The following is a 24,645-nucleotide window of genomic DNA, read 5'->3' as shown; positions in this document are numbered from 1 at the left end:
ACGGGGTTCGCGCTCGTACGTTTCGCCGAGGACCAGGACTGGTTCGCCGATTGCCCCGTCGTCCTAGACTTTGACGGCGTCCAGGCGGAGATCTGCCACTGCAAGTTCGACGAGCTGTCGATCGGGTGGACAAATCCACCACCTGCGCAAACTCGCTGACCTCAGTCGGCCAGGCCGGGCCGGTCGGCCGCCATGGGTGGAACTGATGGCACAACGTCGACGCAAAGCTACAGCGGTCTGCTCGACATGTCACCAGGGCATCCATAACGGACGCAGCGTTACCGTGGTCCTGGTCGGCGTAACAATGACACGAATTCCGTAAATAGTCTCGAATAGGAGTAATCTGACCAAACCAGCCAAGCTTGCATCGTCGAATACACAAGATCAGCGTACGAATGGTGGCCGCCGCACTAGGCTGAGTGTCATGCCATCCGCGGATGAAGTCGCAGAAGAGTCGCTATGCGCCGAGTACGACGCCACCGATGGGCGACCGTTGCGCCTCACTACGGGCCGCGATACTGATCATTGGGACAGTTCCCTTGAACATGACTTCTGGCTGCTCTGTAGCGACGCGTCGGAGCCACGCACAGCTCGCTACCTGGCTCGGCTCGATAAGCATGAGCGTGCAGAGCAGGAACGAGAGCGTCGAGAGCAGGAGCGGTGGGAAGCGGCCGGTCGCCCCTCCTATAACATGGTGTCGTGGGACGGCCCTGATCTGAATGTCGTGGAGAAGTTGGCAGACAAAGCCATCAAGCGGCACAAGGATGATAGCTCCGTGCTCATCAGCATCATGTTCTGCCACCCACGTTCAGTCGTATTCCGCGACCTAAACCAGGACTTCGCCTACCTTGACCGCCGCTCCGGCGTGCACTGGGATCTCTGCTTCGCCGGATACAGTGGCCGGCGCCAGTGGCTCAGGCCTCGCGCTCTAGGTGTGCCGATCTGGAAGTTCTCCCCCTCCAACTTCGATGAGATCCGGCGCCACGTGGAGCGACTCCACTGCGAAGCTCTAAGCGGTGACGTGCCCGACGGTCTCACCCCGTGGCGATACTCTGGAGTTCCTGAACTCGTAAGTGTGATGGCCTATCGGGCAACCTGGACTGATCGGCAACAGCAATTCGTCAATCGCCTGCACGAGTTGGGGGAGCAGCTTCCTGCCTGGCTGCAGGAAGTCGACACGGTGGATGTGAATGTTTCCGCAAGAATCCCCACGGAGGCCATCACCCGATATACGAGCCCGGTGAAGATCGACTGGGCCTCTCTTCACGCAGTTCGTCTCACGGATTTGAACGGCGCATACGAGAATCACAACCTTGCGACCGTGGTCGAATCTCTCAGCAATTGGCGAGAGGACGCCGACAGCCCTCACCCACGCCGAGAGTTCCTCGAACTCGCACCTGGGGAAGTGCCGACCGAGACCGCTTCCCTAACGATCTTGCACCCTCTCCTCCAAGCCGCTGGCGCAGCGATCGCAGGCGGGGTGACGGGCAACGCCGCCTACGACCTCATCAAGAAACTGATCGGGATCTAAGAGCAGCAAGTCCAATTGGCGTGGACGGGATCCTTAGAAAGCTCCATCCTCCCGGCTCAGAAGCACTTTGTCATGCAACCGATCAATCCGTGCAAAATTTACCGCCACAGCCCAAGGCTGCTCAGGGATCAGGATGAACATCTCACAGCAGGCGCGCTCCCAGCTTCACGGAGTGCCACCTGTTCTCGTTGACGTTCACAGAATTATGAACCACCAGCCCAAAGGCCCACCGACGTGGCCGAACGTCCGCAAACGTATAACTGTCTTGCCGACGTAACCCGGCTGGCATATGTGTGGGACGTCGCCTGCTGGAGGACACCTTGGCACCCAACCGATGGCCAACCGGCACTTTCATGCACCGTCTGACAGATGAGCTGCGCTCAGAGCTTCTTGGGCTCGGGACCTTGTGTGCGCTCCCGCCCGGGCACGTGCTGATCAGGCAAGGAGATCGCGGTACCTCGGTCTGGATCCTGCTGGATGCGCTGGTCAAAGTGACCGGTGGCGTTGAGAACGGTGTGGAGGCGACCCTGGCGATCCGGGTGTCGGGCGACATCGTGGGTGAGATGGCCGCCATGGACGGGTCGCCGCGGTCGGCGACCGTAACGACTTGCGGGCGCGCGGTCTGCCAACAGGTCAAGGGCGCGGTGTTCCGCTCTTTCGTGACCCGGCGCCCGGTCGCGGCAGTGGCGCTCACGCAGGTGGTGTCCGAGCGGCTGCGTTGGGCCAATCAGCGGCGCGTCGACTTCGCCGGGTACGAGACGAAGATCTGCCTGGCACGCGTACTGATCGCGTTGATCTCGCGGCACGGCCGCACGACCGATGACGGCGTGAGCATCGGTGTCCCGCTCACAAGAGCGGAGCTCGGCATGCTGGTGGGCGCTAAAGAGATCACGGCGCAGAAGGCGTTGCGCGAATTGGCCGCGGAGGGAGTCATCCGGCGAGGGCACCGCGACGTGGTGGTGAAGGACCTGGCAAGGCTGACGACGCTCGCCGACCTCCCTTTCCTCGCCAAGCCATATTTCTAAGGCTTCTCCTGCCGGGCCGTGCCTCACCGTTGGGCTCACCCGCTCATTGGAGATGCCATGGTCACGCACGATTACCGCGTCCTGCTCACCGCCGACATCGAGAACTACGGCGGCCGCACCGACGCTCAGCAGCGAACTCTCCAGTCCGGTCTGATTGGCGCCATCGAGACGGCGGCAGACCGCGTTCAACTGGACCGCGCGGCATGGGTGCGCCAGGTGGGAGGTGATTCGCTGACCGCTGTCCTTCCCGCCGAACCGGGCCCTCTCGTCACGATTCCCCTTCTCCTCGACCAGTTCCTGACCGAGCTGGACATGGCCATCGCAGCCCACAACAGCCGGCGCGGCGACCCCACATGGGCGCGAATGCGCGTTCGGCTGGCCATCCACGTCGGACCGCTACAGCTGGACGGCGCGGCGGGTTGGCCAGGGCAACATGCCGTACAGCCCGCGAGAATGCGGGATTCGGCGCCGATCCGCGCCGCGCTCGACACCTTCCGCGACGCCGACCTGGCCCTGATCATCTCGCGAGAGGTGTTCCGCGACTACGTGTCACAAGGACCGGGACGGCCGAGGCCATCGGAGTTCCTGGAGGTCGCGGTCGCGGAGAAGAGACAGGAATATCCGGCATACCTGTACGTGCCGCACTTCGACGTCCACGACATGGAGGTTCCGGAACTACCACCGCCCGGAAGCGACGCTCCATCACCACCCTCGCCGAGAAGCGGGGCGATCACGAACAAGGTGAAGAGAGGCGACATTCTCTTCGCTCAAGGGGACATCAACGTCACTCGTGAATCGGAGCGGAGGAAGAAATGAGCGACTCCCCGCCCGAGGCGGCGGGCTCCGAAGTCCCGCAGCCGGAAGAACCTCTGGTCGAGGACGCCTCGCCTGAGGAGGAGGACGAGACATTCCGGGAAGCCGACAATCGATCAATCCGTCATGAGATGACGGCTTCCCGGCAGGAGTGGCAGGAACGCCGGCAGAGCTTGGCCGACCTGTACGGCGACGAGTTGCCCAGCCCCGACGCCCGAGACCTGAGCGGCCGCGTGAGCAACCGCGTCAAGAAGGGAAACGTCTATCTCGCCCAGGGCGACATCCACGTGGGCCAGGGGCGGTCACAACCAGCAGTGACGATCAACGAGCTGACGGAAACCGAGATCGCGGACGTACAGCGAACGCTGATATCGACCCAGTCACAGACCGACGTACGCAGGCTGCTCGACAGCCGGCGCCTGGTCCTGCTCGGTGGAGCGGCGGAGACAGGAAAGGCGACAACGGCCCTGGCGGCGCTGCTCGACTGGGGTGGCAGGGTGAGCTGGATCATGCCGCACGGAGCGAGCACGCCGAATGCGCGCGACTGGAAACTGGAATCGGGTCACGGCTATTTGCTGGACCTGGTGGATACGCCCGCTGCCGTGGACGGGGTGACCACGGGTATCAAGCGTGCCGGCGTAAACGCGGACTGCAGGGTTATCGTCCTAGTGCCGGAGCACGTCCAGTCCTCCATCGCGCCCGTGATCGAGCACGACCCACCACCGAACCGCCGGGTCTTCACCAAGCATCTGTCCGTTCAGGCATCGGGCGCACGGCTCACCGCGGACGATCAGCAGATGCTGGACGAGGAACTCCGCGCCCTCACCGCGCCCTGGCAGGTGGTCGAACTGGTCAGGCAGGTGGCCACCGCGGTGGAGTCCGGCAGTTCCATCGAGAGCATGTTGAACCGGCGATTCCATCGAATGCGCTCAAAGGTGGGCAAAGATCTCGAAAGGCGCAGGCCGACCCTGGGCCGGTGCTTCATGACCAGCATCGCCGTACTGCACGGACTGCCCGAGGCGGAAATCTCCGGCGCCGCCCTGGCCCTCGCCGAACGGCTCGACGAGAAGTGGCGCCGTGATCATTCCCCGAAACCGGTCCAGCTCTGGGAGAACCTGCCGGCCTGGTTGGATTACGTCGATGCCGAGGCCACACCGGCCGGGCCCGGCGGCGGGCGGAGCATCAGGCTGAGACGCCCCGAGTTGGCGTCCGTCATGCTGCGCGTGATCTGGGAGGACCAGCCGACCATCCGCGACTCGCTGGTCGACTGGCTGATCTGGCTCGGCGGCGAAGGATCCTGGCATACGCGGATCAAGGTCGGGCACGCGGTCGGAAAACTCGCGACCTTCGACTTCGCCCTCGTGAACGAGCGGTTCCTGGAGGTGTGGAGCCGCTCCCGCCGGTCCCGGGACCATCAGCTCGCCGCCCTCGCGCTGGAAGCCACCGCCGAGGATCCATCGATGACGCGCCGCGTCCACCTCCATCTCGATTCGATGATCCATGGCAACGACGCGAAGAAGTCGATCGCGATCCGCGCCTACGCCTCATCCGTCGGCCTCTCCGCACCCGACCAAGCCCTCGCCGCGTTCAAGACCCTGGTCCTGACGAGGGGCGTCAAGTTCCACCACGACGTTGCCCAGTCCATCGCGTACCTCTATCGCAGGAGCACCGCGCTCACCATCATGAACCACCTCGCTGACTGGATCAGTTACGGAGGAGGGGCCGGTCGTCGCGGCGCCGCCCTCGCCTTCGGACGGCTGGCCGCGCTGTCCGTCTCGAGCCCCGAACGGCCGCACCCCAGCGAGCTCGATCCCCATCCCTCCCTGGTGATGCTCTGGCGCAACGCGCTCAGCTTCGAGGAAGAGGGACGTCTGGTCGTTCCCGAGTCCTGGGAGCTGCTGCTGAACGAATGGCTGCGCCATTACGACGAACGGCCCACCGTACGGAAGATGACGGACCAGATCTTCAGCCTGACCGATGTGCGGAACGCTGAGCGGGCCCTGCTCTACCTCAGGCTCTGGCGGCACCACGGCGAGATTTCCGCCGAACTGCACCATCACCTGCGTCAACTCGTTCACAGGAGCTGATCCCATGCGCAAATGGCTGGCACCCATGCTCTACCGCATCCAGCAGAACCAGCCCGAGCCCGACCCACCCGTCGACATCGAGCCGTTCATTCTGGCCTCGCCCGCCAAGGGGGACGCCTACGACTTCTCCGTCACCCTGTTCCGGACCGCGACGTCGGGCGGGAAACGGGCCCGAGCCCTCCTCAACGATGAAGAGCCGGAAGCAGACGCGGTCCTCCAGCGCGCGTGCCAAGAGGTACGTTCGACCACCCGGCGGTTCGAGATCACCGCGCCGGGTGCGGCGGAACAGGCCACGAACGAGAGACTCCAGGCGGTCGCAGGCTCGATGGCGGGTGTCTACCGGTGGGCGGTCAGAGCCGAGGTTGACGTTCCCGAGGAGATACGCCAGCTCAACCGGGACACCCACAAACGGCGGCATGACATCAGAGCCGACGCTGACGCCGCGCTGCTCCAGATCAAGAGCACCGACGAGGTCCGGCGGGAGTGGCAGGACTTCCTCACTACCGTGGTGGGAAACGCCCAGGTGGAGCACGCAATCAAACTGGCCGTTTCCCCGGAGCAACTACCCCAGGTCATCGCGGAACTCGTCGAACAGCGGCAGCAAGGAGCACAACAACTGCTCGGCACCGTCGACTCGATCATGCAGCGGTACGAGACGGTGGACATGCTCAACTTCATGGTCAAGAACGAAACCGTGCTCCGCAGGACCCTGGAACTTCTCGGCCTGCCCGTTCCTCCGCTGGAGGACGACACGCTACTGGCAGGCCGAGCGTAATGTGCTCGCCGGAGCAGCGCCGTTCAGCGACCGCGCGATCACGATGCAGATCCGGTGAGCACGACGTTGATGAGCGCCGCGCTCACCGTGGCCGCCATTCCGCCGAGGAGCAACCAGAACCCCCAGCGGATAAGGCGGTACTTCTGCCCAACGATGTGGCTGACCCGGTAGAGCTGATCAGCAACCCGCTCCAAGTCGAGTTCCGAGGACCGCATGAGCGAGCTGACGACGGTCGCCGGGGAGTCGAGGTGAAGAATGTCGGCGTAGTACATGGCGGCGCCGTACACCTTTCGCCGAGCCAATCGCGGATAGACCGCGCCGGCGAGCACCACCACGGACGCCAGAGCTGCCGCCGCCCCAACCCACCACAACCACTCAACAGCGTTCGATAACGCGTAAGGTGACCAGCTTCCCGCGAGGAGACCGCCGGTGACGGCGCCGAGGCCGATGCCGACGATGCCGAGAAGGACCTGAGCTTTGGTGTCCGCCCGGTTGAGCTCCTCGCGGGCCTCTTTGAGCAACTGTGTTCCGTAAGCGCACGCATCGTCCTCAGCTGTCTGCCGTTCCTCCGCGGCAGTTTGGGTGAGGGCTCGCACGATCTTTCGGAACACGACCAACCTCCTGGCCGGGGGGACGATCACACGCAGAGCATTCCACGACCGCCGTGGGTTGAAGCCCCGTGATGCGCCTCACCGCCATTGGCCGGCCCGAAGAAGTTGTCGCTGTCAGACACGTTCCCGAAGAAAGATCTCATCGTGGGCCGCACGTACTCCCGTGAAGGCACCCGCATCTGAAGAGCGGGAACGCCTTGTGAGGCTCCCATCACGGATGTCGCCTTGACCAGGCCAAACAGTAACCAGGCAACGGGTGACAGGAAGTCGTTGCTCAGGAACCAGTGCACCTCAACCGGCCAGCCACATATCGCCTACTAAAGGACATATTCGACCCCGTTCGACTCGAGCTCTCCTAAAGCGGGTGCCGCAGGTTCGAATCCTGCCGGGGGCACTCACCTAGATCGCCATATACGGCCCCTGACCTGCGGTTTCACAGCCGCAGGTCTTTTGTTTCACCACCCTCGATAGGCAGCGGACAGTGCCCGTACGCAGCCGTACGACCATGATCAGGGGACATGCGGGGGATGATCTTGAAGATATCTGCCCAGGTCAACCCCCGGTGTCAGGTCATCCACGCAGCGACAACCCACCACGACCGCCTCCGCCCCGCGAGCGACGCAGCCGTCGATCGTGCCAAATGCGTGCGTACAACCCGAACAGCAACCGGCCATCGCCATCGGGGACGTCGTCGCTCGCCCTGGGCGACGCCCTGCCCACGGACCACCCCCCCAACTACGAGGGCACCGTCGGCAGCCTCCTCACTGAGGACGCCGGCGCGCCGTGGGAGCGCCTCCAGGAACGATGGAGTGACCCGTTCGACGTGGAGGCCCGGTCAGCGATCCACTCGGATGAAGGACTGAGCCGAGGCCACCCAGCGCATCGACTACCACTTCGGCACCGACGAGGTCCGTCGCCGCATCGACCGCCGCCCGGCTCACACCCCTGAGCGACGGGACAAGTGATCAGAAGCACACCGCGTCGATGGCCGGCCCTGCCGGCTTGTCACCAGCTCTGACGCACATTCAGGGCGCGGTGCGGCCGATGCGCTGCAGGCACCGCTCCATGATGATGACGACGGCTTTCTGATCGTCGGTGAGATGTCCCATGTAGGCGCGGCCCGCGACCGCGTCCGCGGATGCGGCGAGGTCGTCCCCCAGCGCATCCAGCAGCACCTTCACGGCCGCACGGCGCGGCGTCCAGTCCGGGCCGGGTTCACGTGAGACCTCCTCGCGCAACAGGGCGACCCGGCGGCGAACCTCCCACCGCCGGGTGGCGTCGTCGTCGCCGCGCAGGAACTCCAGCGCCTCATCCACTGCCGGGTGCGACAGCTGCGAACCCTGCACCACCGCCTCCGTCATCAGATAGCGGATGGAAGCCACCTTGCCCGGCGACAGATCATCGAGGATGGCCCGTACGTCGGACCGGTCCAGGACTCGGTGATCGCGTAACCGATCGGGAACGATGCCGGCGGGCAGCGGATTCTCGACGAGCAGGCGCGTGAGACCGCCGTCCAGCAGCCACTCCTCCGTGAGCCGGGCACCGGTGATGTGCTCCGCCGCCAAAAGCGCGGCGACTTGGAGCCCGATGACATCATCGGTGCCGACCGCGTCGATGATCGCGTCGATGACCGCGTCGGCGTCACCCGGAAGCCGGCCGGAGCCGGACGGGGAGGACGCCAGCCGGACGACCGGCAACCGCCCGGCGGCGGCGTAGCTGAGCCGGTCGTACCGGCCTCCGTCGAGCAGCACGTTCACCACCCGCCCCCGGACCGACAACGCCTTCAGCACCTCGGGCCGTGCGCCCTGGCACCCGTTCGGTTCGACGACCAGCATCCAGCCACCGATCATCCCGGCCACCAGAACGGGCAGGAGACCGGGAATGTCCGCGTTGTACTGCTCGAGCTGGGCGTCCTCGAAGCCCATCGACTCGGCCGCGGCGAGGTCGGCACCGAAAGCCCGCGCCACGTCGTCCAGCCCCGATACCTCGCACCAGGTCAGACAGGTCGGATCAAAGAACGAAAACCACTCAGAGACGAGCCCCTCGTAATAGGTGAAGTCGTCTTCCCTCATCCCGCGGCCTCCATCGTGTGGGGCCGGCGGGCGTCCTGGAACGCCCGCTGGCTCAGCACTTACTGGGCGGGCAGCTGCCCGTCATAGATCTTCACAGAGAACCTGTCTCCAGGGAGCCGTCGAATACGAGAACAGGCAGGTCGTCAGCAGGCCGTCCGCGAAGGTCGCGGCGCAGCCCAAGAACTCTCCATCTGCGCCACCAGGCCGAACAGCGGCAGCACCGTATTTACCACCTAGGCACGTCATGCAGCTTCCTGAACGTCACCGCGAGGTCCACTAAACCAGCAGGATCCTCACAGGCCGCAAACCACGGCAGATCTCCACCGTGAGCACCTCCTACGCGCGCACGCAGAACACCGCTCAGCAAGAGTCACCCGGAAACGACTCGACCAGGACGAACCCCTTTACAGCAGCGTCCTAGGCCGGCTTCAAGATGGGTGGAGGGCCCGATGTGCCGGAGTCTGCTGGCATCGGTCGCGTGCCGGTCCTGCACTCAACGCAACCAAGATTCTTTAGGTATCCGGTAGAGATTATGGACCGTCTCGAACCACTCATTGCTGATGGCGCCCCCGGTCACCTTTTCGACTACTTTCAAGAAGGAGTTCAGCGTCACTTCGCTGTCCGCCGACTCCGAGAAGGGCACCTCGCGCAAATACGGGCTCAGCGCGTAGCCGAGGCTTGCAGGATCGGGGTGGTAGGGGGTGACATGATCCACCAACTGCCCGTTCTCCGCATAGAGCAACTCCGTTGGACCGTCGATATCCGTCCATCCGACAGCCAGCACGCGTCGGCCGCCCTCACTCAGCGCCCGCTGCAGGTTGACCCGCCCGCAGACATGCCCGCTGAGGCTGATGATCTGCGTCCATCCAGGCGCGTGTACACCCGCCCAGACGACCTCTCCGTGTTCCGAAATGTCGGAGAACCATGTCATCGCGGTTTGCCGGTCACACAACAGTTCCGACGACGGATCGACGCGAAGTCGTACGGCTATTTCACGCTCATCAGCCTCCGAAACCCATAGCCCTCGAAAATATCCTTCGAACCCGTATGCTCTGAGCAAGCCGAGTGGATCACTGATAGATGGCATCGCAATCCTTTATCAGGACGGGGGTGCGCCGCCGGATCGTGGAGATCCGGCGGCGCATTGATGGCTTAATTAGTTATTCTGATCCAGAAACGGTTCCCGTTTCCGACTCGATAAATTCGATAGAAGGCCTTGATGTAGTCTCCGTGATCGTTGTTGTCCCGATGGTCGATCGGCCTTACCGAATAGTGACCGTTTGCATTACTGGCGCCTTGCTTCGTAGAGGCGAAGGGGAACTCATCGCATTCCTGCCCCTTGGATACATAGTTTTTGTCGAAGTAGTACTGGCAGAAATTGGTGTACGTAACAGGCTGGCCCGTGTTGGGATCCGGCTCGACGATCGTCTGCCAGTAGACTCTGCGGTGCTTATCGGCCAGCTTACTATCTGTGGATCGGATGAGCGCGTTTGCTTTGCGCTCCGTCCAGTTCACGTCCCAGTTACCTGGGATGTTCTTCACAATCGGATTCCCCGCGTTGTCCCGCAGGGGCGGTTTCGTCGTCGCGTTGACGCTCCGGTTCATCGCATCGGCATTGTGGTTGATTGCCTGCAGGAAGTTCCAGTTCTTTGATCTCGACATGGGCAGGACGCGTGCCCCCATCTTGTTGATGCAGGCGCCTGTGAAGACGAACTTTGCCAGATCGTCATCGGCCAGCAGCGATAGGCTCGCCGATGTTTTCGGCTTGCCGAAAGTCAGCCAATCGCAGCGGAAGTGCGGGGCATAAACCGTGTTCCACGGTTCTCCACCGCCGATCCGGCGTCCGAGAATGCTTCCCTGTTCATCGAAGATGATCTGATCATAGAGATAGACCGGCTCGTCAGTCCATTTATCGTTCACATCTTGGAGAGTGGGGCGCACCGTACAGGTGTCGATCTTGTCTCCATCGGTGTCGGTCATCTGCAGGAGAAATTCGTCGTCACCGTCACGCGTCCACCCACCGAGGGTGGCCTCACGATCAGCACCCCTCGACAGGCGGCACGTTGAGCCGTTTTCTCCTACGGGATTCAACTCGAGACGGAACCTCTCGTTGTCGTACAACCCGGTGGTCTCGATCCGTGCTTCGAGACTTGTGTATTTCACTCCCAACACACCGAACGTCTTAATCTCGCTGAGACGGGTGAAGTATTTGATTTGCTGGGGCTTGAGGGTGCCTCCGGTATCCCCGATCACCCCGCTGCCATCAGCGGTGCCAAGGTAGGAGTGAGCCACCCAGGTTGCCTTAAGTTGCACCGCGCTACCGTAACCGAACAGCTTCCCTGTCTTCTTCCCCTTGTGGAACTCGGAGATGTAGATGTACTTGCTCCAGCAAGTGCTGTAAGGCCGCACAACGAGACTGCTTCTCAGGACCTCCTGACCCGGGCCAGCGCCAGCCTGTCGCTGAGCCTCGATGCAGTCTTCCAGCGAAATGTGCTCGTACTTCACGTCGAAGATCGCATCCGCCAACGCACTCTTCGCCGACGAGGGCGTCACCGTTCGAGCGGGCTGGGATGACGGCGACCTGCGGGCAGGCGATGCCTGTGTACCGAGGCGTGCCAGGTCCTCGGCGTTCAGTGCTTGCTGGTACACCTGCACGTCATCTAGGTCCCCAAGCATCCGGGTGCCGAGGCTCATCGGCCCTTCCGCGTTCCAAGCGGGGACCGTGATCGTCTCAGTTTTGATCGCATTGCCGTTGAGATACAGGGTGGCGGTCCTGGCCGCGGCATCGTACACGCCAGCCAGGTGGAACCATTCGTTTACTAGTGGCTCGACCCCGGAGAGGATACCGACGCCGCCAGCACCAGCGGTGTCTTCGCTGGTGAGCGTGAACACCAAACCGTGGTCCGGTGTGTTGCCCAGCCGGAACGGCGACTGCTGATCACCTTGCTGCTCGACGATGCTGTAATCGCCGTCCTTATCCATCCACCGCACCCATGCTGCGACGGAGAAGCTTTGATCTGTGCGAATGACCGGCTTCTCAGTCAGGGCCAAGGGTTCCTGCCCGGGTGCGGCGGCATCGACGGTGAACGGTTGCCAGGCCGACCAGTCGGACGTCCGATCATCGGCGATGGCCCGGACGCGCCAGCGGACCCTCCAGCCGTCGAACAGCATCCCGGCGCCGACGGTCACGCTGGCCTGCGTGCCCGAGACAACGTCGCTGGCGCTGCCCGTCCAGATTTGCCCGCTTCCCTGTCCTGTCGCAGCCGGTTCATGCTCAAGCTCGAATTCGGCGCGGAGCGTTGCCGCTGTGGCGTCGCTCAAATGGGCAAGCAGAGTTGGCGTGCGACTGAAGGCGACGGTGACACCGTTGACTTGAGTTGAGGGAGTGACGTGCATCGCACCGACGGCCGGAGGCTCCGTGTTGTCGGGGAGATCGATAGTGACGTTCTGCCAAGCTGACCAGGCAGAGGTTGTCGACGCCGCAGCATTCGCAGCCCGAGCGCGCCAGCGGATCTTCCAGTGGTCGGTCAATTTCCCGGCAGGGACGGATACGCTCACCTGAGCGCCCGATGCGACCGTGCCCGAGGAGCCAGTCCATATCTGGCCGCTGCCCTGACTTGGGGCGGCAGGGTCGTGTTCGACCTCGAATTGGGCGGTCAAATCGCCCGGAACACTGTCGGCGACGGTCACAGCGAGCTGTGGAGTGAGCGAGCTGGTCACTGTGATGTCATCGATAGTCGCGGCAGGCGTTATGGTCGGCCCGCTGACAGTCGGCGCCGAGGCCGACCCGCTGGTGGTGATGGTGAGCTTCGGCGGGATGTTGAAGTCGGTGTCCTCCGACGAGGTGAACGCACGGTAGTTGTTGACGTTGGCCTCGTCGGGTGACTTCAGCACCAGGCCATAGTTGGCGACTCCGGCGGCCCAGTCCTGGGCAATGCCAGTGACGTTCCACTCCATCGCGTCCGGCCAGGTGGCGCAGTCCTGGTTGATGCCCTCGCGGTTGGTGGAGGCGCCCTCGGTGGTGAAGCTGGGCTTATTGGCCCAGTACACGTTGTCCGGATTCCACGTGCTGGTCAGGCGAGCGACCTGAATTCCCGCGCCGACTGTGGCACCGCAGCTTGGGGCGGTGAGGGTGTTCATCGACAACTTGGCGTCGGTCACCGTCGAGCCTGGCAGGCTCGCGGTATCGAACTTCAGGTGTACCCGATACTTGAAACCGCCTGTCTGGGTGCCGGCCATCATGTTCGGATAAGTCGGATCAGCCGGCCAGTCCACGTCGCTGTCGGTGTTCACCTCGATGTCAGTGCTGAGCGGCAGCGTGACCGTGGGATCCACTCGCACTGGATAGGTGGTGCTGGGGTCGGTCAGGAACCGGTGGTCGGGCTTGAGCACGAGCTCTGTACGGCCATCCTTGATGGCAACGTCGATGCCTACCTTGGCGCTCTTGGCCAGTGGGCGGAGGCCCTTGGCGCTGCTGTCCCACATAATTGGGCGCGGCGCAGACGCGATGATCTCCTTTTTTGTCTTGCTGGTTAGCAGCAAACGCCCCTGCTTGTCCTGCGACAAGATAGCGTCTTCGGTGGCCACGCCGACGCGTAGCTCGATGGGTGTGCTCGGCCGCGTGCGCAGCAGAACGTCATGGCGGAAGCCGGTCGGCAGCACGGTGACGACGAGGTCAGCGCCTGGCCCTGCTGCGTTGGTGTAGGTTGCCACGTTTGCCTTGACGGTCGGCCTCGGCAGCGCGGTGGGCCAGCTAAGCACGTACTGTCGGCCGCCAGTACTCATTTTTACGAACGCGGTGCCGCCTCCCTTGGAGACCTCGACCTCGACCTTCGAGTCGATCGCCTTGGGCTTCAGAACCCCGTCCTGCTCCACCAGGGTGGGGTCGATCGGAACCCACGTTCCCCTCTGCAAGGTCCTCACAGGGCCAGCGGCGATCTCCGTCCGATATGTACCGTCCGGCTGCGCGAAGGTGACTCTGGTCCTAGTCGTCTCAGAAGCAACCTCGACCTCTTTACCCATACGCCTTGCCAGCAGAGTCGCCTGGCTGCGGGCCGAAGCCCCGGTGACGTTCGACACCGCGTGGCCTGATCTGCCGGAGATCCATGAGGCGCTGCCGGTCAGAGCGGCGTCGTGACCGCCGCCTGTGGAGTCCGACGCCGACGTGCCCGTGCCCTCGTCGAACGTCCAATGCGCCAACGGCTTCTTCTGCGTCGTGAACGACCAGGAGTAGGAGGGCAGGCGGTTGTCCCACAAGTCCAGCGCACCCGTGATCTCTGCGGTGTAGAAGGTGTTCTCCTTCAAACCCTGCGCAGAAACAAACGTGACGGTAGTCCGGCCTTCATCGAGTTCGACGTTACCTTCGACGAGGCTGCCGCTCGGGTCCTTCACGATGAGAGGAGCCTGGCCCATCTCCTCGGAAAAGGTCGCCTTCACCTCTGAGCTGAGGGACACGTCGACGGCAGACGCAGGCGGCTGTGTTCCCACCACCGAGGGAACCGTGTTGTCCTCCTCCCCTTCTCCGCCAGGGATATCGATGGCGGAGACGTCCGGGAGCTTCTCACTGTCCACCTCATAGCCCTCGTTAGGCTGGTCCCCGATGACCTCTACCTGCTCCTGGGTGATGGGTTCTTGCTCTACGGCCGGAACTTGGTAGTCCTGCAGAGCAAGGGCTTCCTCGTACGTGAGTGGTCGTTGATAGTCCTTCAAGCTCGAAGAGACGATCGTCACCGGCTCAGTTTCCTCAACGACTTCGAAGTCCACGGTGAGGATGGGCGGGTGGAGCCGCCCCTTGCACTCCTCCAGCGGGGTGCTCCTGCAGCCGCCTGCCTCGTCGGTCCGATAGCGTCGCCAGTTGGTGATGTCCGACTCGCTGTCGGCGGTGAGCCGGACGCCGTAGTTAGCGGCACCGTCCGACCATGCCTGGACGATTTCGTCGATCGAGTAGATCAGGTCCCATTCCTTGCCTGCCCAGTTCGCGGCTCCGCTGGTGCAGTTGGGGCTGTAGGCGTCTCCCTCGGTGATCTGGCCCGTTGGGGTGGTCGAAGGCTGACTGTTCCACGTCATGGTCGCTTCGTCCCAGGGCGACGTGACTCGCCGGGTGGTGATCCCGGAGCCTACCTGGGTCCCGCAGTCGTTGGACAGGTGGTTCCAAAGGATCAGGTCGGCGTTCTGCACCTCGAGACCGCGGAACTCGTCGGGCATGTCGGGGAACTTGATGTAGCTGCGCCAGCGGACGTTGCCGCTGTTGGACTTGCCGACCAGGATCCGATCCAGGGTGAAGTTGTCCCAGCTGTCCGGGTAGTCGGCGTCGTTGACGAAGGTGTCTGAGCCCTGCTTCGGCAGACCACCTGCGCCGGTGTGGGTCTCCCACCAATCGGCTGCCACTGCCGCCATGGTCACGGGATAGGTGACCGCGGGGTCGGCCAGGAACGCGGCATCTGGCGCGAACACCAGCGACTTACCGTCGTCATCGAGACTGATCCCGGCTTTGCCGACCTTGCCTTCGTCGATGGGGGCGTAGGCGTCGGCGGCCGTGGCGTCTTGCAGGAGTGTCGGCCGCAGTTCCGTCAGCGTCTTGCCGTCCTTGCCCACGATGATGGGCCGGCCCTGCGCGTTCTTCTTGAAGGAAAGCCCGGCGGGCAGGGCCACCGGCATTGTGAAGGTAACTGGGCCATTGGGCCGTTCGGTGATGACGACCTGCTGCCGGAAACCGGTAGCGGTCGCGGTCACCGAGAGGTCGCGGCCCTTGCCATAGGCGCCGGGGTAGGTGGCGGTGTTGCCCTTCAGCTGCGGCTCAGGCAGTGCCGAGGGCGTGCTTATCTTCGCCGTGGCGTCGTCCGCCGCAGCCTCGGCGCCGGTCACCTGGCTCTTGAGCAGGGTCTTATCCCGGCCCGCGGACAGAACGAGGTCGCCCAGCGTGGCCTTGGGCTTGATGGCGCCGTCCACCTTGACGAGGGTGGTGTCGATCGGCGTGAAACCCTTGCCGTCGGCGTTCCTCTTCCGGATCGGCTGGGCACTGGACTCCATCCGGATCGTCTTGCCGTCCGGGTTGGCGTAGAAGGTGGCACTTTCCGAGCGCATCGACTCGATCTCGACACGCCGATTGCCCTCCTTGGCCTGCTCCAGCGCCTTGCGGGTGGGGCTGCTCGGCGGTGCCGCCGCCTGGGGAGTGGGGGATGGCATGGGGCCCTGCGCGGTGGCTGGCGTACTCATCAGCGAGAGTGGCAGCGTCAGAGCCGCGATCAGGGCAGCGCGGCGGCGCGTCCGGCTGGATAAGCCAGACGCGGTTTGTGATGTGTTCACTCGATCCTTTCGAACGGATGCGGCAAAACGGAGTGATCATCACATGCGTTGCGACCTCAAGTAAAGATCCTTTTCAGTAACGGGAAAGGTGGATACCGTTAAACACCTGAATTTGTGGAACCAGCAGACCGCGACGAAACGGCTGTGCGCCTGCCGGGTCACCTCAAGCAGGCAAAACAGCACAGCGGACTACCTGACTGAGCCGCGATGATGAGCTGCTGACATTCTGCTACGCCAGCGCAACCTCGAACGATCGCGCGAGCTGATGAGCTTGACCCGGTTCGACGGACATCCGAGATCAGGGGTTCGTCCCCGGCAGGCTGTCCATGATGGAGAGCATGAGAAGAAGAAGCCGCGTCCTCGCCGCTCGTTCACGCCGGAGTTCAAGGCCGAGATCGTCGAGCTGTGCCGGCGGGGCGACCGGTCGATCCGTGAGGTGGCACAGGACTTCGACCTGACTGAGACGGCGGTGCGCCAATGGGTGCGCCAGGCCGAGGTCGATGGGCCGGGCAGCGTGACGGGCTGACCAGCCGCGAGTGGGAGGAGTTGGAGGCGCTGCGGCGGGAGAACCGGCGCCTGCGCGGGGACGTCGACGGTCTCAAGCGGGCAACGGCTTTCTTCGCCAAGGAGACCCGGTGAGCGTGCACCCGTACATCGAGGCGGAGAAGCAGGGCGGCCACAGCGTCAAGCGCGCGTGTGAGCCGTTGGGAGCCTCTCGTGCCGCCCTCTACGACCGCTGCAACGCCACCCCTGAGCCGCGTGCGATACGCGATGCCGAGCCAGCTGGGGCAGATCGCCGAGGTACACGCGCGCTCACGAGGCCGTCGCGGGGGATCCGCAGGTGCACGCGCAACTGCGGCGGGACAGTGACGGGTGTGGCCGGCGTCGGGTAACTCGGCTGATGCGCCTCCTGGGCCGGACCGACCGGCTTCGTCCCCGTCGGCAGATCCCGGCGGACAGCCGTTGGTGCTGAAGAAAGAACTTGAGTGCAAGGAGCTGAGGCTGCTCCTGATTGCGAAGCTTCCGGCTTTCACCAGACGGGGCAACACCCCGGTGGTGCCGACGCGGCGCGCGAGGCGACCGCGGCAGTGGATGCGCCCTTCACCCTAGGGCTAACTGCGTTCACAGATCTGAGGCCTACGAGTCATGGTCTGATCTCGAAAATCATGGCGAAGACACCCACATTCGAATAACGGGAGCACCTTGTGATTTCCTGCTACCGGTATGGCCCTGACCTGCTTAAACGCCATCGAGCTGCCACCCTAGGAGGCCCACCTCCAAACCGTCCGATGAGCGTCGGCACGCGCCCACATATCTCCACAACCGTGAACAAGGTGGACTCGTAGTTGCTGGAGCTCTCCTAAAGCGGGTGCCGCAGGTTCGAATCCTGCCGGGGGCACTCACCTAGATCGCCATATATAGCCCCTGACCTGCGGCTTCGTAGCCGCAGGTCTTTTGTTTTGCCACCCTCGATAGGCAGCGGGTAGTGCCCGTACGCAGCCGTACGACCATGATCAGGGGACATACGGGGGATGATCTTGAAGATGTTTCCCCAGGTCAACCCATAATCTCGCGTCATCCGAGCAACCGACAACCCGCTACGACCGCCTTGGCCCGCAGGCAATGCAGCCGCTGATCGCGCCAAATACGTGCGTACAACCCGAAGCGCACCCGGTCATCGTCGCTTAGGGGCATCGGCATCCTCCTGGCCTACGCCTTTGCCATAGACCGTCCCGACCGGACGGCAATCGTCCCGACTCCTTCCCCCCTGGAGGATCAGGGCTCAGTCAGCAGGGTGCTGCCACCAGTAGGGTGGGCTTGTACACCACTCCCGTGGACGCAACCCTTCCCTCCCGGCCGTCCGGTCCTGGCATCCATCCCGAGCCGGACGATTCGAACTCGGGGACGCCTTTCCCCGGTCACCATCGTTGATGAGGGCTTCGCCCAGGACGCGGTTTGAGTACAGGGCAAAGTCGATACCCACTGCCGTTTCCACTACTCAGCCCCGTCGGGTGCGATGCGGTCGGCGTCGATCCGTTCCTTCAGAGGCGAGGTGGCGGACATGCCAGCCCCAGTCGCCCCCGGTAACGAATAGCCGTCCGACCAGCACCACCGCGATGCTGCCCAAGCGGGCGACGCACCGTCTCACATAGATGCGTGATGGGGCCTGACTCGCGGCTGACCAGTTGATAATAGGGGAGATCGACACGCTCTACCCGACAACCCGATCATGACATCGTGCGTCTCACATTATTGTCACGTTCCACATCACCCCCAGGAGACCGCATGCTGGAACGCTTCAACCTGGCGGTCGAGGACTTCGGCCAGTGGCTCCTCGAGGCTCGTACGGAAGACACTCGACGCCACTGCTCGCCGGAGGACCATCGCCGCCACCATCCGCATCTCCATGGCAACGACCGATGCCACGGAGATGCCGGGCCCGCGGTACGCGACAACGTGCACGGACGCCGGGCCGGTACACAAGGCATGTGGGCCGACTTGATGAGCACAACCGCCCACACTTCTCTTCAAACCGTATAGATCGACATGCGGTTCCGCCAACGGCCACGATTGGCAGGATCTCGTTAATCAACCCGAAGGCCCGAGGCTTTTAGCGCCTTCTATCCCCCAAGTCCTTTTTGATCCGATGATGCTCGTCCTGCTAGTGAATCGACGGATCGCATCGAAATGGCCGACAACGCCAGACTGCCGACGAGGGCTGACCGAGCATGCGAAGCAGAGTTCTAACTGATTCGAAGTGTAGCGCTCTACCCTCACGAAGCGTAATGTGCAACCTTATGTCGCCAGCTGTGCCGGAAGCTCCTCATATGCCGCACGCTCGCTACCACCGGCCTCGGCACAGCTATGACGGACCCGACCATCCTGTTTCCAGGCTTTCGCCTCGCCGGTCGTTCCATGCCCCCTTGACCAGGGTGACGTCCTGTGATCCGCAGCCAAGTAGCCACGGGCTGCAAAGGTCGAACTTGTCATAAATCACAAGATATAAGTGGGAAGGGCAACACGGGTGGCGGAAGCGAACGAAAAAGCAGATAAGGCGCTCCCCGCGGCAGCACGTCGACTCGTCGACCTTGCCGCCGAGCATCCAAACGGCGTGACGCTAGCAGAGCTGACAATGGCTGCTCAGGGGCGGTTCACTGGGCTGCATCCGCGACGCGTTGCCACCCTGGTCGCGCGTGCCATCGCGGCCGGAGCTTTGTTCGAGTCCGCTGGTCGGCTGACGGTACGCGGCAGCGGAGAGGACGAGCCCGATGCGACGCCGAACGCCGGGCAGGCGCCCGGTCGGCCTCTGCGGGCAATCGCCCTCGACCTGGAGGCCGTCGTCCGGACGACGGCCAGCGAGCCGTTCATTGACAGGCGGATCTTCCAAATCGGAGCGGTACGGTTGGGCACCGACGCCGCCTGGATCGCTGCTGAACCACGACGTGACTGGTTCGTGGAGCTCCCCGACGAGACGTGGGAGATACGTTCAACGTCGCTGCGTAAACGACACTCAACTGCGGCCATCAAACAGGCCAAAGCGCTCTTGGAGTTGCACGCGTTCACCGAAGACGCCGACATGGTCGTCACCTATAACGGTACTGAGGCCGACTTCCCGCTACTGGCGGCGGCTTACGAGCGCGAGGGCTTGCCCATGCTGGCGCCGACTCCGGTTGACGCGTACTACCTGACGCTCGCCATCTGGCCGATGGCTACTGGCCACCGCCTCGGCGAGCTCGCTGACGCCCTCGGCGTGGACCGTTCCGGTCTGGACTGGCACGACGCTGGAGACGACGCCGAACTGCTGGTTCGATTGCTGACGCGGGCCGGCGAACAGGTCGCTGTGTGGCCCGCCAGCCTCGCCGACGTGGTCGCCTCAGTGTGCGCTGACTCGGCGGCGTGGACGCTGGTGCGACATCTCGCCGCAGCGGCGTGTGGCGGCGTACCCGGGCAGTTGCTCGGCAATGCCAGCGCGCACGGTGTCGCCGATGTGGCCGCAGTTCTCGGGGCACTTTTGGGCGCACACCGGCCGCGTCGGGCACCGGCGGGCACACCCCCGACCGCCGCGGCGGGGCGTAGCGCGCTGACGGTCGATGCGTCTCTGCGCGGTGCGGATGGACGAGTTGACCCGGTGCTGCTGGCTTCGATTGCACATGGTGCGGCCGCCAGACGTCGGCCTGCGCAGGAACGAATGACAACAGCACTGCACGGCTGGGCGGACGCGGGGGTTCCTGCGCTAGTGGAGGCGCCCACCGGTACGGGCAAGAGCTTCGCCATCCTGGCCGCGGCGCTGGACTGGCTGGCCGGAGGGTCGCAGAGGACGGCAATTGTCACGACTTTCACAAAGCAGCTCCAGGCCCAGCTGGCTGCGGACGTGGCAAGACTCGACAGGGTCGTGCCTGGCTTGATCGAAGCCAGTGACGTGGTCAAAGGTCAGAGCAATCGACTGTCGCTGCGTGCGCTTAATGTGGTGCTGTCGGACGCCACGACGCTCGACACCTCCCGCGCAGCGCGGCCCGGAGCACGCAACCGGTTCCTGACGCGACCGGCGTTCCGGGAGCTCGTCGTCTACTTGACCTTGCGGTTGCTGGCATCCACGGACGTACTCAGTTCGTGGTCGGCGTACTCGGTCGACTCGGTCGACGTGCCAGCATTCTTCGCCAGGTACGCTGGCCCGGCGCTGCCGGTCTGGCTGGAGTCACTGAGCCAGGCCAGTAATGGGGAGTATCCGGCTGGGGCGGGCACGCCTATGGCCGCGCACACCGACGTTGTCCGAGAAGCACTCACGGCACACCGGCTCTTGCTAGCCAACCACGCGCTTCTGCTCGCCCACCTCGACGATCTCCGCACCCTCGGACCCGAAACCCTGCTCATTGTCGATGAGGCGCACCAACTAGAAGACGCGGCGACCTCGGCACTGACGACGACGGTGGACTACCGCACGGTCGAGGACCTGTTCAGCGAGCTGGCCACCTGGACCGACACCGCCCGCCGAAGCCCGGCACGTGACGCGGTGCGGGAAGCCGTCGGTAACCTCGGCCTGCTGCTCGACCATGAGCAGCTGCCGCGCGTGGCCGGGCAGGTATTCGACGCTCGCGGTACTGGGGCTGGCGTCGCAGTCGGATCGCGTACCGTCACGTTGGCCAGCACGTATGCCGGCAGTGCAGGGGTGGGGCAGGTCCGCACGCTGACCGCACTGCTGCTGCGCTTGGCTGGGCAGTGCGAGGCACTGACTGGGGCCCTGGCGGCGTACTTGGACGCGCATGCTGCAAGCATGGACTTCTTCGAGACGGAGCGTATTCGGGCCCTACTGACTAGATGTGCGCAGGTCAAGGAGGCCAGCCGGACGATCGTCGCCGATGCCGACGGCATTCTCGGCCAGCCGCCAGCGGCGGCCGGCGCGACGGCGGAGAGCGACGAGGAGACTGAGAACGACAGGGCCGAGGACGAGGCCAGTGAGGACTCGGACGGTGAGGACGAGCCCGACATTCTGGCTGCCACCGATGCTACGGGGGACGGAGCGGACGACGACGCGGGCATCGCGGAGGTGCGACTCGGGCCGCTGCCGCCGGGCACCTCGAACCGGGTTGTGTATGCCGAGGAGCTCGAGGCGCTGCGCGCTGGTCTGCGCTCCTATCGGTTCCGCGTGGCGACCAGCCCGATCGAGCTGGCCGCCGATGGCGTCTGGCAGCAATTCCTTGCGACGTTCGCACGCACCTACTACGTGTCCGCGACGCTGCGGGTGTCAGGACAGTGGCAGTTCATCCGCGATCGCCTCGGCCTGCCGACCAGCATCGCGACGCTCCATCTGCCGACACCGTTCGACTACGAGCGGCAAACCGAACTCGTATGCTTCTCTGACTTCCCCTCTTGGGCTGAGCAGGCCGAAGGCGCAATGCGGACCGTCGCGCACCAGCTCACCGGCTACACCCGAGAGATCGTCACGCCGGTCGATGTACCCGACGACGCGTTGCCCGGCACTCGCGGCGGGCACGATGGGGGCGCACTGGTGCTCACCACCGCCCGCTCGACAGCCGGTGGCATCGCGGACTACCTGGCCACCTTGTTGCGAGCCGGCAGTGACGAGACCCCTGTGCTGTCCGCTCTCGTGCTTGGAAATCCTCGCGGTGTACGGCAGTTCACCGACGCCGAGCACGGCGGCGGGATCCTCGTAGGAACTAAGGGCCTGTGGCAGGGCATCGACGTCTCCGACGAGCAACGGCTCCGGCTGGTATGGATCAACAAGTTGCCGTTTGCGCCGTTCGCTGCGCCGGTCGTTGAAGCCCGCCGCGCCGCGATCACGATGCGGGCCGAGGCCGCGCACGCCGACGACCCGGAGACTGTCGCCACCGAGCACTACTACCTGCCACTGGCGGCGCTACAGCTGAAACAAGCCGTCGGACGGCTCATCCGGTCTGAGCGGCACCGCGGGGTCGTCATCATCAGCGACCGCAAACTCGCCGGGCACACCGCCCTGCGGCGCGCGTACCGGCGGGCGTTCCTTGGCTCCCTCGAGCAGGGGCTGCTGCGTGACGACCCAGTCACCGGCGAGCGCGGCGGCGGCAACGTCGTGCCGATGACTGAAGGGTGGGCGCGCATCTGGAAGTTTTTCGCCGAGCACGGCTTGCTCAGCGCCGAACGCGCCGCACAGCTGTCGACGCCGGAAGCGCTTGACGAGCACACGATGCTGCCACAGACCAGGCGCATCCGGGAGCTGGCGCTCACCGCCGCCCAGGTCGCGCGGTATCGCGCTAACGGCACCCTCGGCGACGAGGTGATCACCCGGGCCGCCGTGATTGGCGGGCTGTTGCGCCTGTCCGACGAGCCGGCCATGCTCAAGCCGTCGCAGGAGGCGGTCATCCGCGCGGTCGCTGGCGGGGCGAATGTCCTTGGGCTGCTCCCGACCGGTTTCGGCAAGAGCTTCTGCTTCCAGTTGCCTGCACTGGTACTGCCCGGTGTGACGCTCGTAGTTTCTCCACTGGTCGCGCTCATGCATGATCAGGCGCTCGAGCTCAATCGCAGCATCGGCGGCGCGGTCCGGGCGCTTATCGCGCCACTGCGGGAATCAAGCAGCCGGGCAGGCAAGACCGAGGTTGCAGATCAGCTCCTTGGCCGCGCCGACCACGGTATTCGCATCGTTTACATCTCGCCTGAACGACTGTGTCAACGCAGGTTCAGGGAGGTTGTTCGCACCGCAGTTGAAACCGGTACCGTCACCCGCATTGCGCTCGACGAGGCACATACGTTCGTGCAGTGGGACGACTTCCGGCCGTCCATGAGCCGGGTGGAGCAGTTCCTCGCCGAGCTCCGGCGCGACCACGGCTTGCCGGTGACCGCACTGACTGCGACGGCGAACCGCACCGTATACGCCGGGCTACGCGAAGGTGTCTTCGGTCTGCCCGCCGAAGCATCAGGAGGGCCAGCTGGCGAAGCCGCCGAGGCCGCCGCAGGGACGTTGCTGACTGTGCGGGAGAACCCGATCCGGCCCGAACTGGCGATCTTCCGGCGCACGATTAAAGCGGCCGGCCCCTCCATCAGCGCTGGCCTGGCGGAGGAGATCCTCGACGCCATCACCGACCACGCCATCTTCTACTGCCTCACGGTAAAGGAGGTCGTCGCGCTCCACGCGCATCTCCGCGACTACCTCGGCGAGGGTGGCGTGCGAGTACGGAGGTTCCACGGCCGACTCACCGAGGCGGAGAAGTCGGCGGTCATGACGGAGTTCCGGGAAGCGCCACGCAAGGGCGAGGAGGGGTTTGCTCCGCTGGTCATCGTCGCCACGTCGGCGTTCGGGCTGGGTGTCAACCGTCCCGATGTGCGGACGGTCTTCTGCGTCAGCGCGCCGACGGACCTTGCCGCGCTGTACCAGCAGATCGGCCGGACAGGTCGTGACGCAGCAGGGAAGGCCGCCATCGGAGCTGACATGCCCGACACAGCCGCAAGCGCGAATCTCTCTTTCAACATAGCTGCCGCCACCGGCGACGAGCTAAGCGGTGGTGCGCAGGACAGTGAACCCGGCTCCAGCGGACCAGGCGGCGATGCCGGGCGGCCGGCGAACGTCGGGCTGACCCTACTGACCGGCCGCGGCCTGCATACCATCGCGTTCATGACGGGGAGCGACCTGCCCTCAGCGCTCCTGGAACGGATGGGACGGTCCGTGTTGGAGTGCCGAAGGGTCCTGGACCCGGCTGGCATCGCCGACGCACTCATCGGTGAGGACCTCTCCGCCGGGCTCTTACCGAGGACGAAGTGCGCAAGCCCCGCACGACTGACAGCTACATCGCAGGAGTAGTGCGCGCCTTCACCGCGCTCGCCAGTCTCGGCGCGGTCACCCGGAACCTGTCAAACCTGGTGAGACGTCAGGCTACTTGCGTGCTTTGTGGTGAGGTGTCGGGCTCGGAGGCGGTGGGTGGCTGGTTGATCCACAC

The 24,645-nt window shown here is 64.3% G+C and carries 12 protein-coding genes; 8 read left to right on the top strand and 4 right to left on the bottom strand.

The window, feature by feature from the left end; genetic code table 11:
• The first annotated feature begins 70 nt into the window (after positions 1-70).
• The 6 genes from AB0K18_RS48505 (at position 71) to AB0K18_RS48480 (ending at position 6,231) form a co-directional block, all read left to right on the top strand.
• Positions 71-322 carry a hypothetical protein gene (locus AB0K18_RS48505; protein WP_364929409.1) on the top strand — a complete coding sequence of 84 codons (252 nt, stop codon included), beginning with the start codon at positions 71-73 and terminating at the stop codon, positions 320-322.
• A gap of 102 nt (positions 323-424) precedes the next feature.
• Positions 425-1,531: a hypothetical protein gene (locus tag AB0K18_RS48500; RefSeq protein ID WP_364929406.1), complete on the top strand. Its 1,107-nt coding sequence runs from the start codon at positions 425-427 to the stop codon at positions 1,529-1,531.
• Between the two features lie 353 nt (positions 1,532-1,884).
• A complete protein-coding gene (locus AB0K18_RS48495; RefSeq protein ID WP_364929403.1) occupies positions 1,885-2,556 on the top strand; it encodes a Crp/Fnr family transcriptional regulator in 672 nt (223 codons plus the stop codon).
• A gap of 57 nt (positions 2,557-2,613) precedes the next feature.
• Positions 2,614-3,372, top strand: coding sequence for a hypothetical protein (locus tag AB0K18_RS48490; protein ID WP_364929400.1), 759 nt, complete (start codon positions 2,614-2,616; stop codon positions 3,370-3,372).
• Positions 3,369-5,456, top strand: coding sequence for a hypothetical protein (locus AB0K18_RS48485; RefSeq protein WP_364929397.1), 2,088 nt, complete (start codon positions 3,369-3,371; stop codon positions 5,454-5,456). The genes AB0K18_RS48490 and AB0K18_RS48485 overlap by 4 nt, the downstream gene beginning before the upstream one ends.
• 4 nt (positions 5,457-5,460) lie before the next feature.
• Complete coding sequence (locus AB0K18_RS48480; RefSeq protein WP_364929394.1) at positions 5,461-6,231, top strand: hypothetical protein; 771 nt, start codon at positions 5,461-5,463, stop codon at positions 6,229-6,231.
• A 38-nt stretch (positions 6,232-6,269) separates the two neighbouring features.
• On the opposite strand, the gene AB0K18_RS48475 is transcribed toward AB0K18_RS48480, so the two are convergent.
• From AB0K18_RS48475 to AB0K18_RS48460, 4 genes are all read right to left on the bottom strand, one after another.
• Positions 6,270-6,842, bottom strand: coding sequence for a Pycsar system effector family protein (locus AB0K18_RS48475; protein WP_364929391.1), 573 nt, complete (start codon positions 6,840-6,842; stop codon positions 6,270-6,272).
• 1,025 nt (positions 6,843-7,867) lie between these two features.
• Positions 7,868-8,914, bottom strand: a complete 1,047-nt coding sequence (locus AB0K18_RS48470; protein ID WP_364929390.1) for a DUF6461 domain-containing protein — start codon at positions 8,912-8,914, stop codon at positions 7,868-7,870.
• 493 nt (positions 8,915-9,407) lie between these two features.
• Positions 9,408-10,001 (bottom strand): hypothetical protein, encoded by a 594-nt coding sequence (locus tag AB0K18_RS48465; protein ID WP_364929387.1) that lies wholly within the window; start codon positions 9,999-10,001, stop codon positions 9,408-9,410.
• A 65-nt stretch (positions 10,002-10,066) separates the two neighbouring features.
• Positions 10,067-16,219, bottom strand: a complete 6,153-nt coding sequence (locus tag AB0K18_RS48460) for a DNRLRE domain-containing protein (protein ID WP_364929385.1) — start codon at positions 16,217-16,219, stop codon at positions 10,067-10,069.
• 271 nt (positions 16,220-16,490) lie between these two features.
• On the opposite strand from AB0K18_RS48460, the gene AB0K18_RS48455 reads away from it, so the two are divergent.
• Together AB0K18_RS48455 and AB0K18_RS48450 are read left to right on the top strand one after the other, a co-directional pair.
• Positions 16,491-16,745, top strand: coding sequence for a transposase (locus AB0K18_RS48455; protein ID WP_364929381.1), 255 nt, complete (start codon positions 16,491-16,493; stop codon positions 16,743-16,745).
• 2,499 nt (positions 16,746-19,244) lie between these two features.
• Complete coding sequence (locus AB0K18_RS48450; protein WP_364929378.1) at positions 19,245-24,509, top strand: DEAD/DEAH box helicase; 5,265 nt, start codon at positions 19,245-19,247, stop codon at positions 24,507-24,509.
• The last annotated feature ends 136 nt before the right edge of the window (positions 24,510-24,645 follow it).

This window comes from Nonomuraea sp. NPDC049421 (assembly GCF_040677005.1).
Lineage (GTDB): Bacteria > Actinomycetota > Actinomycetes > Streptosporangiales > Streptosporangiaceae > Nonomuraea > Nonomuraea salmonea.
This window is presented reverse-complemented; position numbering and strand designations above follow the sequence as displayed.

Bases quoted from the DNA above. Each gene is read 5' to 3' on its own strand.
- AB0K18_RS48480 (WP_364929394.1), top strand. From the start codon at position 5,461: ATGCGCAAATGGCTGGCACCCATGCTCTACCGCATCCAGCAGAACCAG.
- AB0K18_RS48495 (WP_364929403.1), top strand. From the start codon at position 1,885: ATGCACCGTCTGACAGATGAGCTGCGCTCAGAGCTTCTTGGGCTCGGG.
- AB0K18_RS48490 (WP_364929400.1), top strand. From the start codon at position 2,614: ATGGTCACGCACGATTACCGCGTCCTGCTCACCGCCGACATCGAGAAC.
- AB0K18_RS48465 (WP_364929387.1), bottom strand. From the start codon at position 10,001: ATGCCATCTATCAGTGATCCACTCGGCTTGCTCAGAGCATACGGGTTC.
- AB0K18_RS48485 (WP_364929397.1), top strand. From the start codon at position 3,369: ATGAGCGACTCCCCGCCCGAGGCGGCGGGCTCCGAAGTCCCGCAGCCG.
- AB0K18_RS48500 (WP_364929406.1), top strand. From the start codon at position 425: ATGCCATCCGCGGATGAAGTCGCAGAAGAGTCGCTATGCGCCGAGTAC.
- AB0K18_RS48470 (WP_364929390.1), bottom strand. From the start codon at position 8,914: ATGAGGGAAGACGACTTCACCTATTACGAGGGGCTCGTCTCTGAGTGG.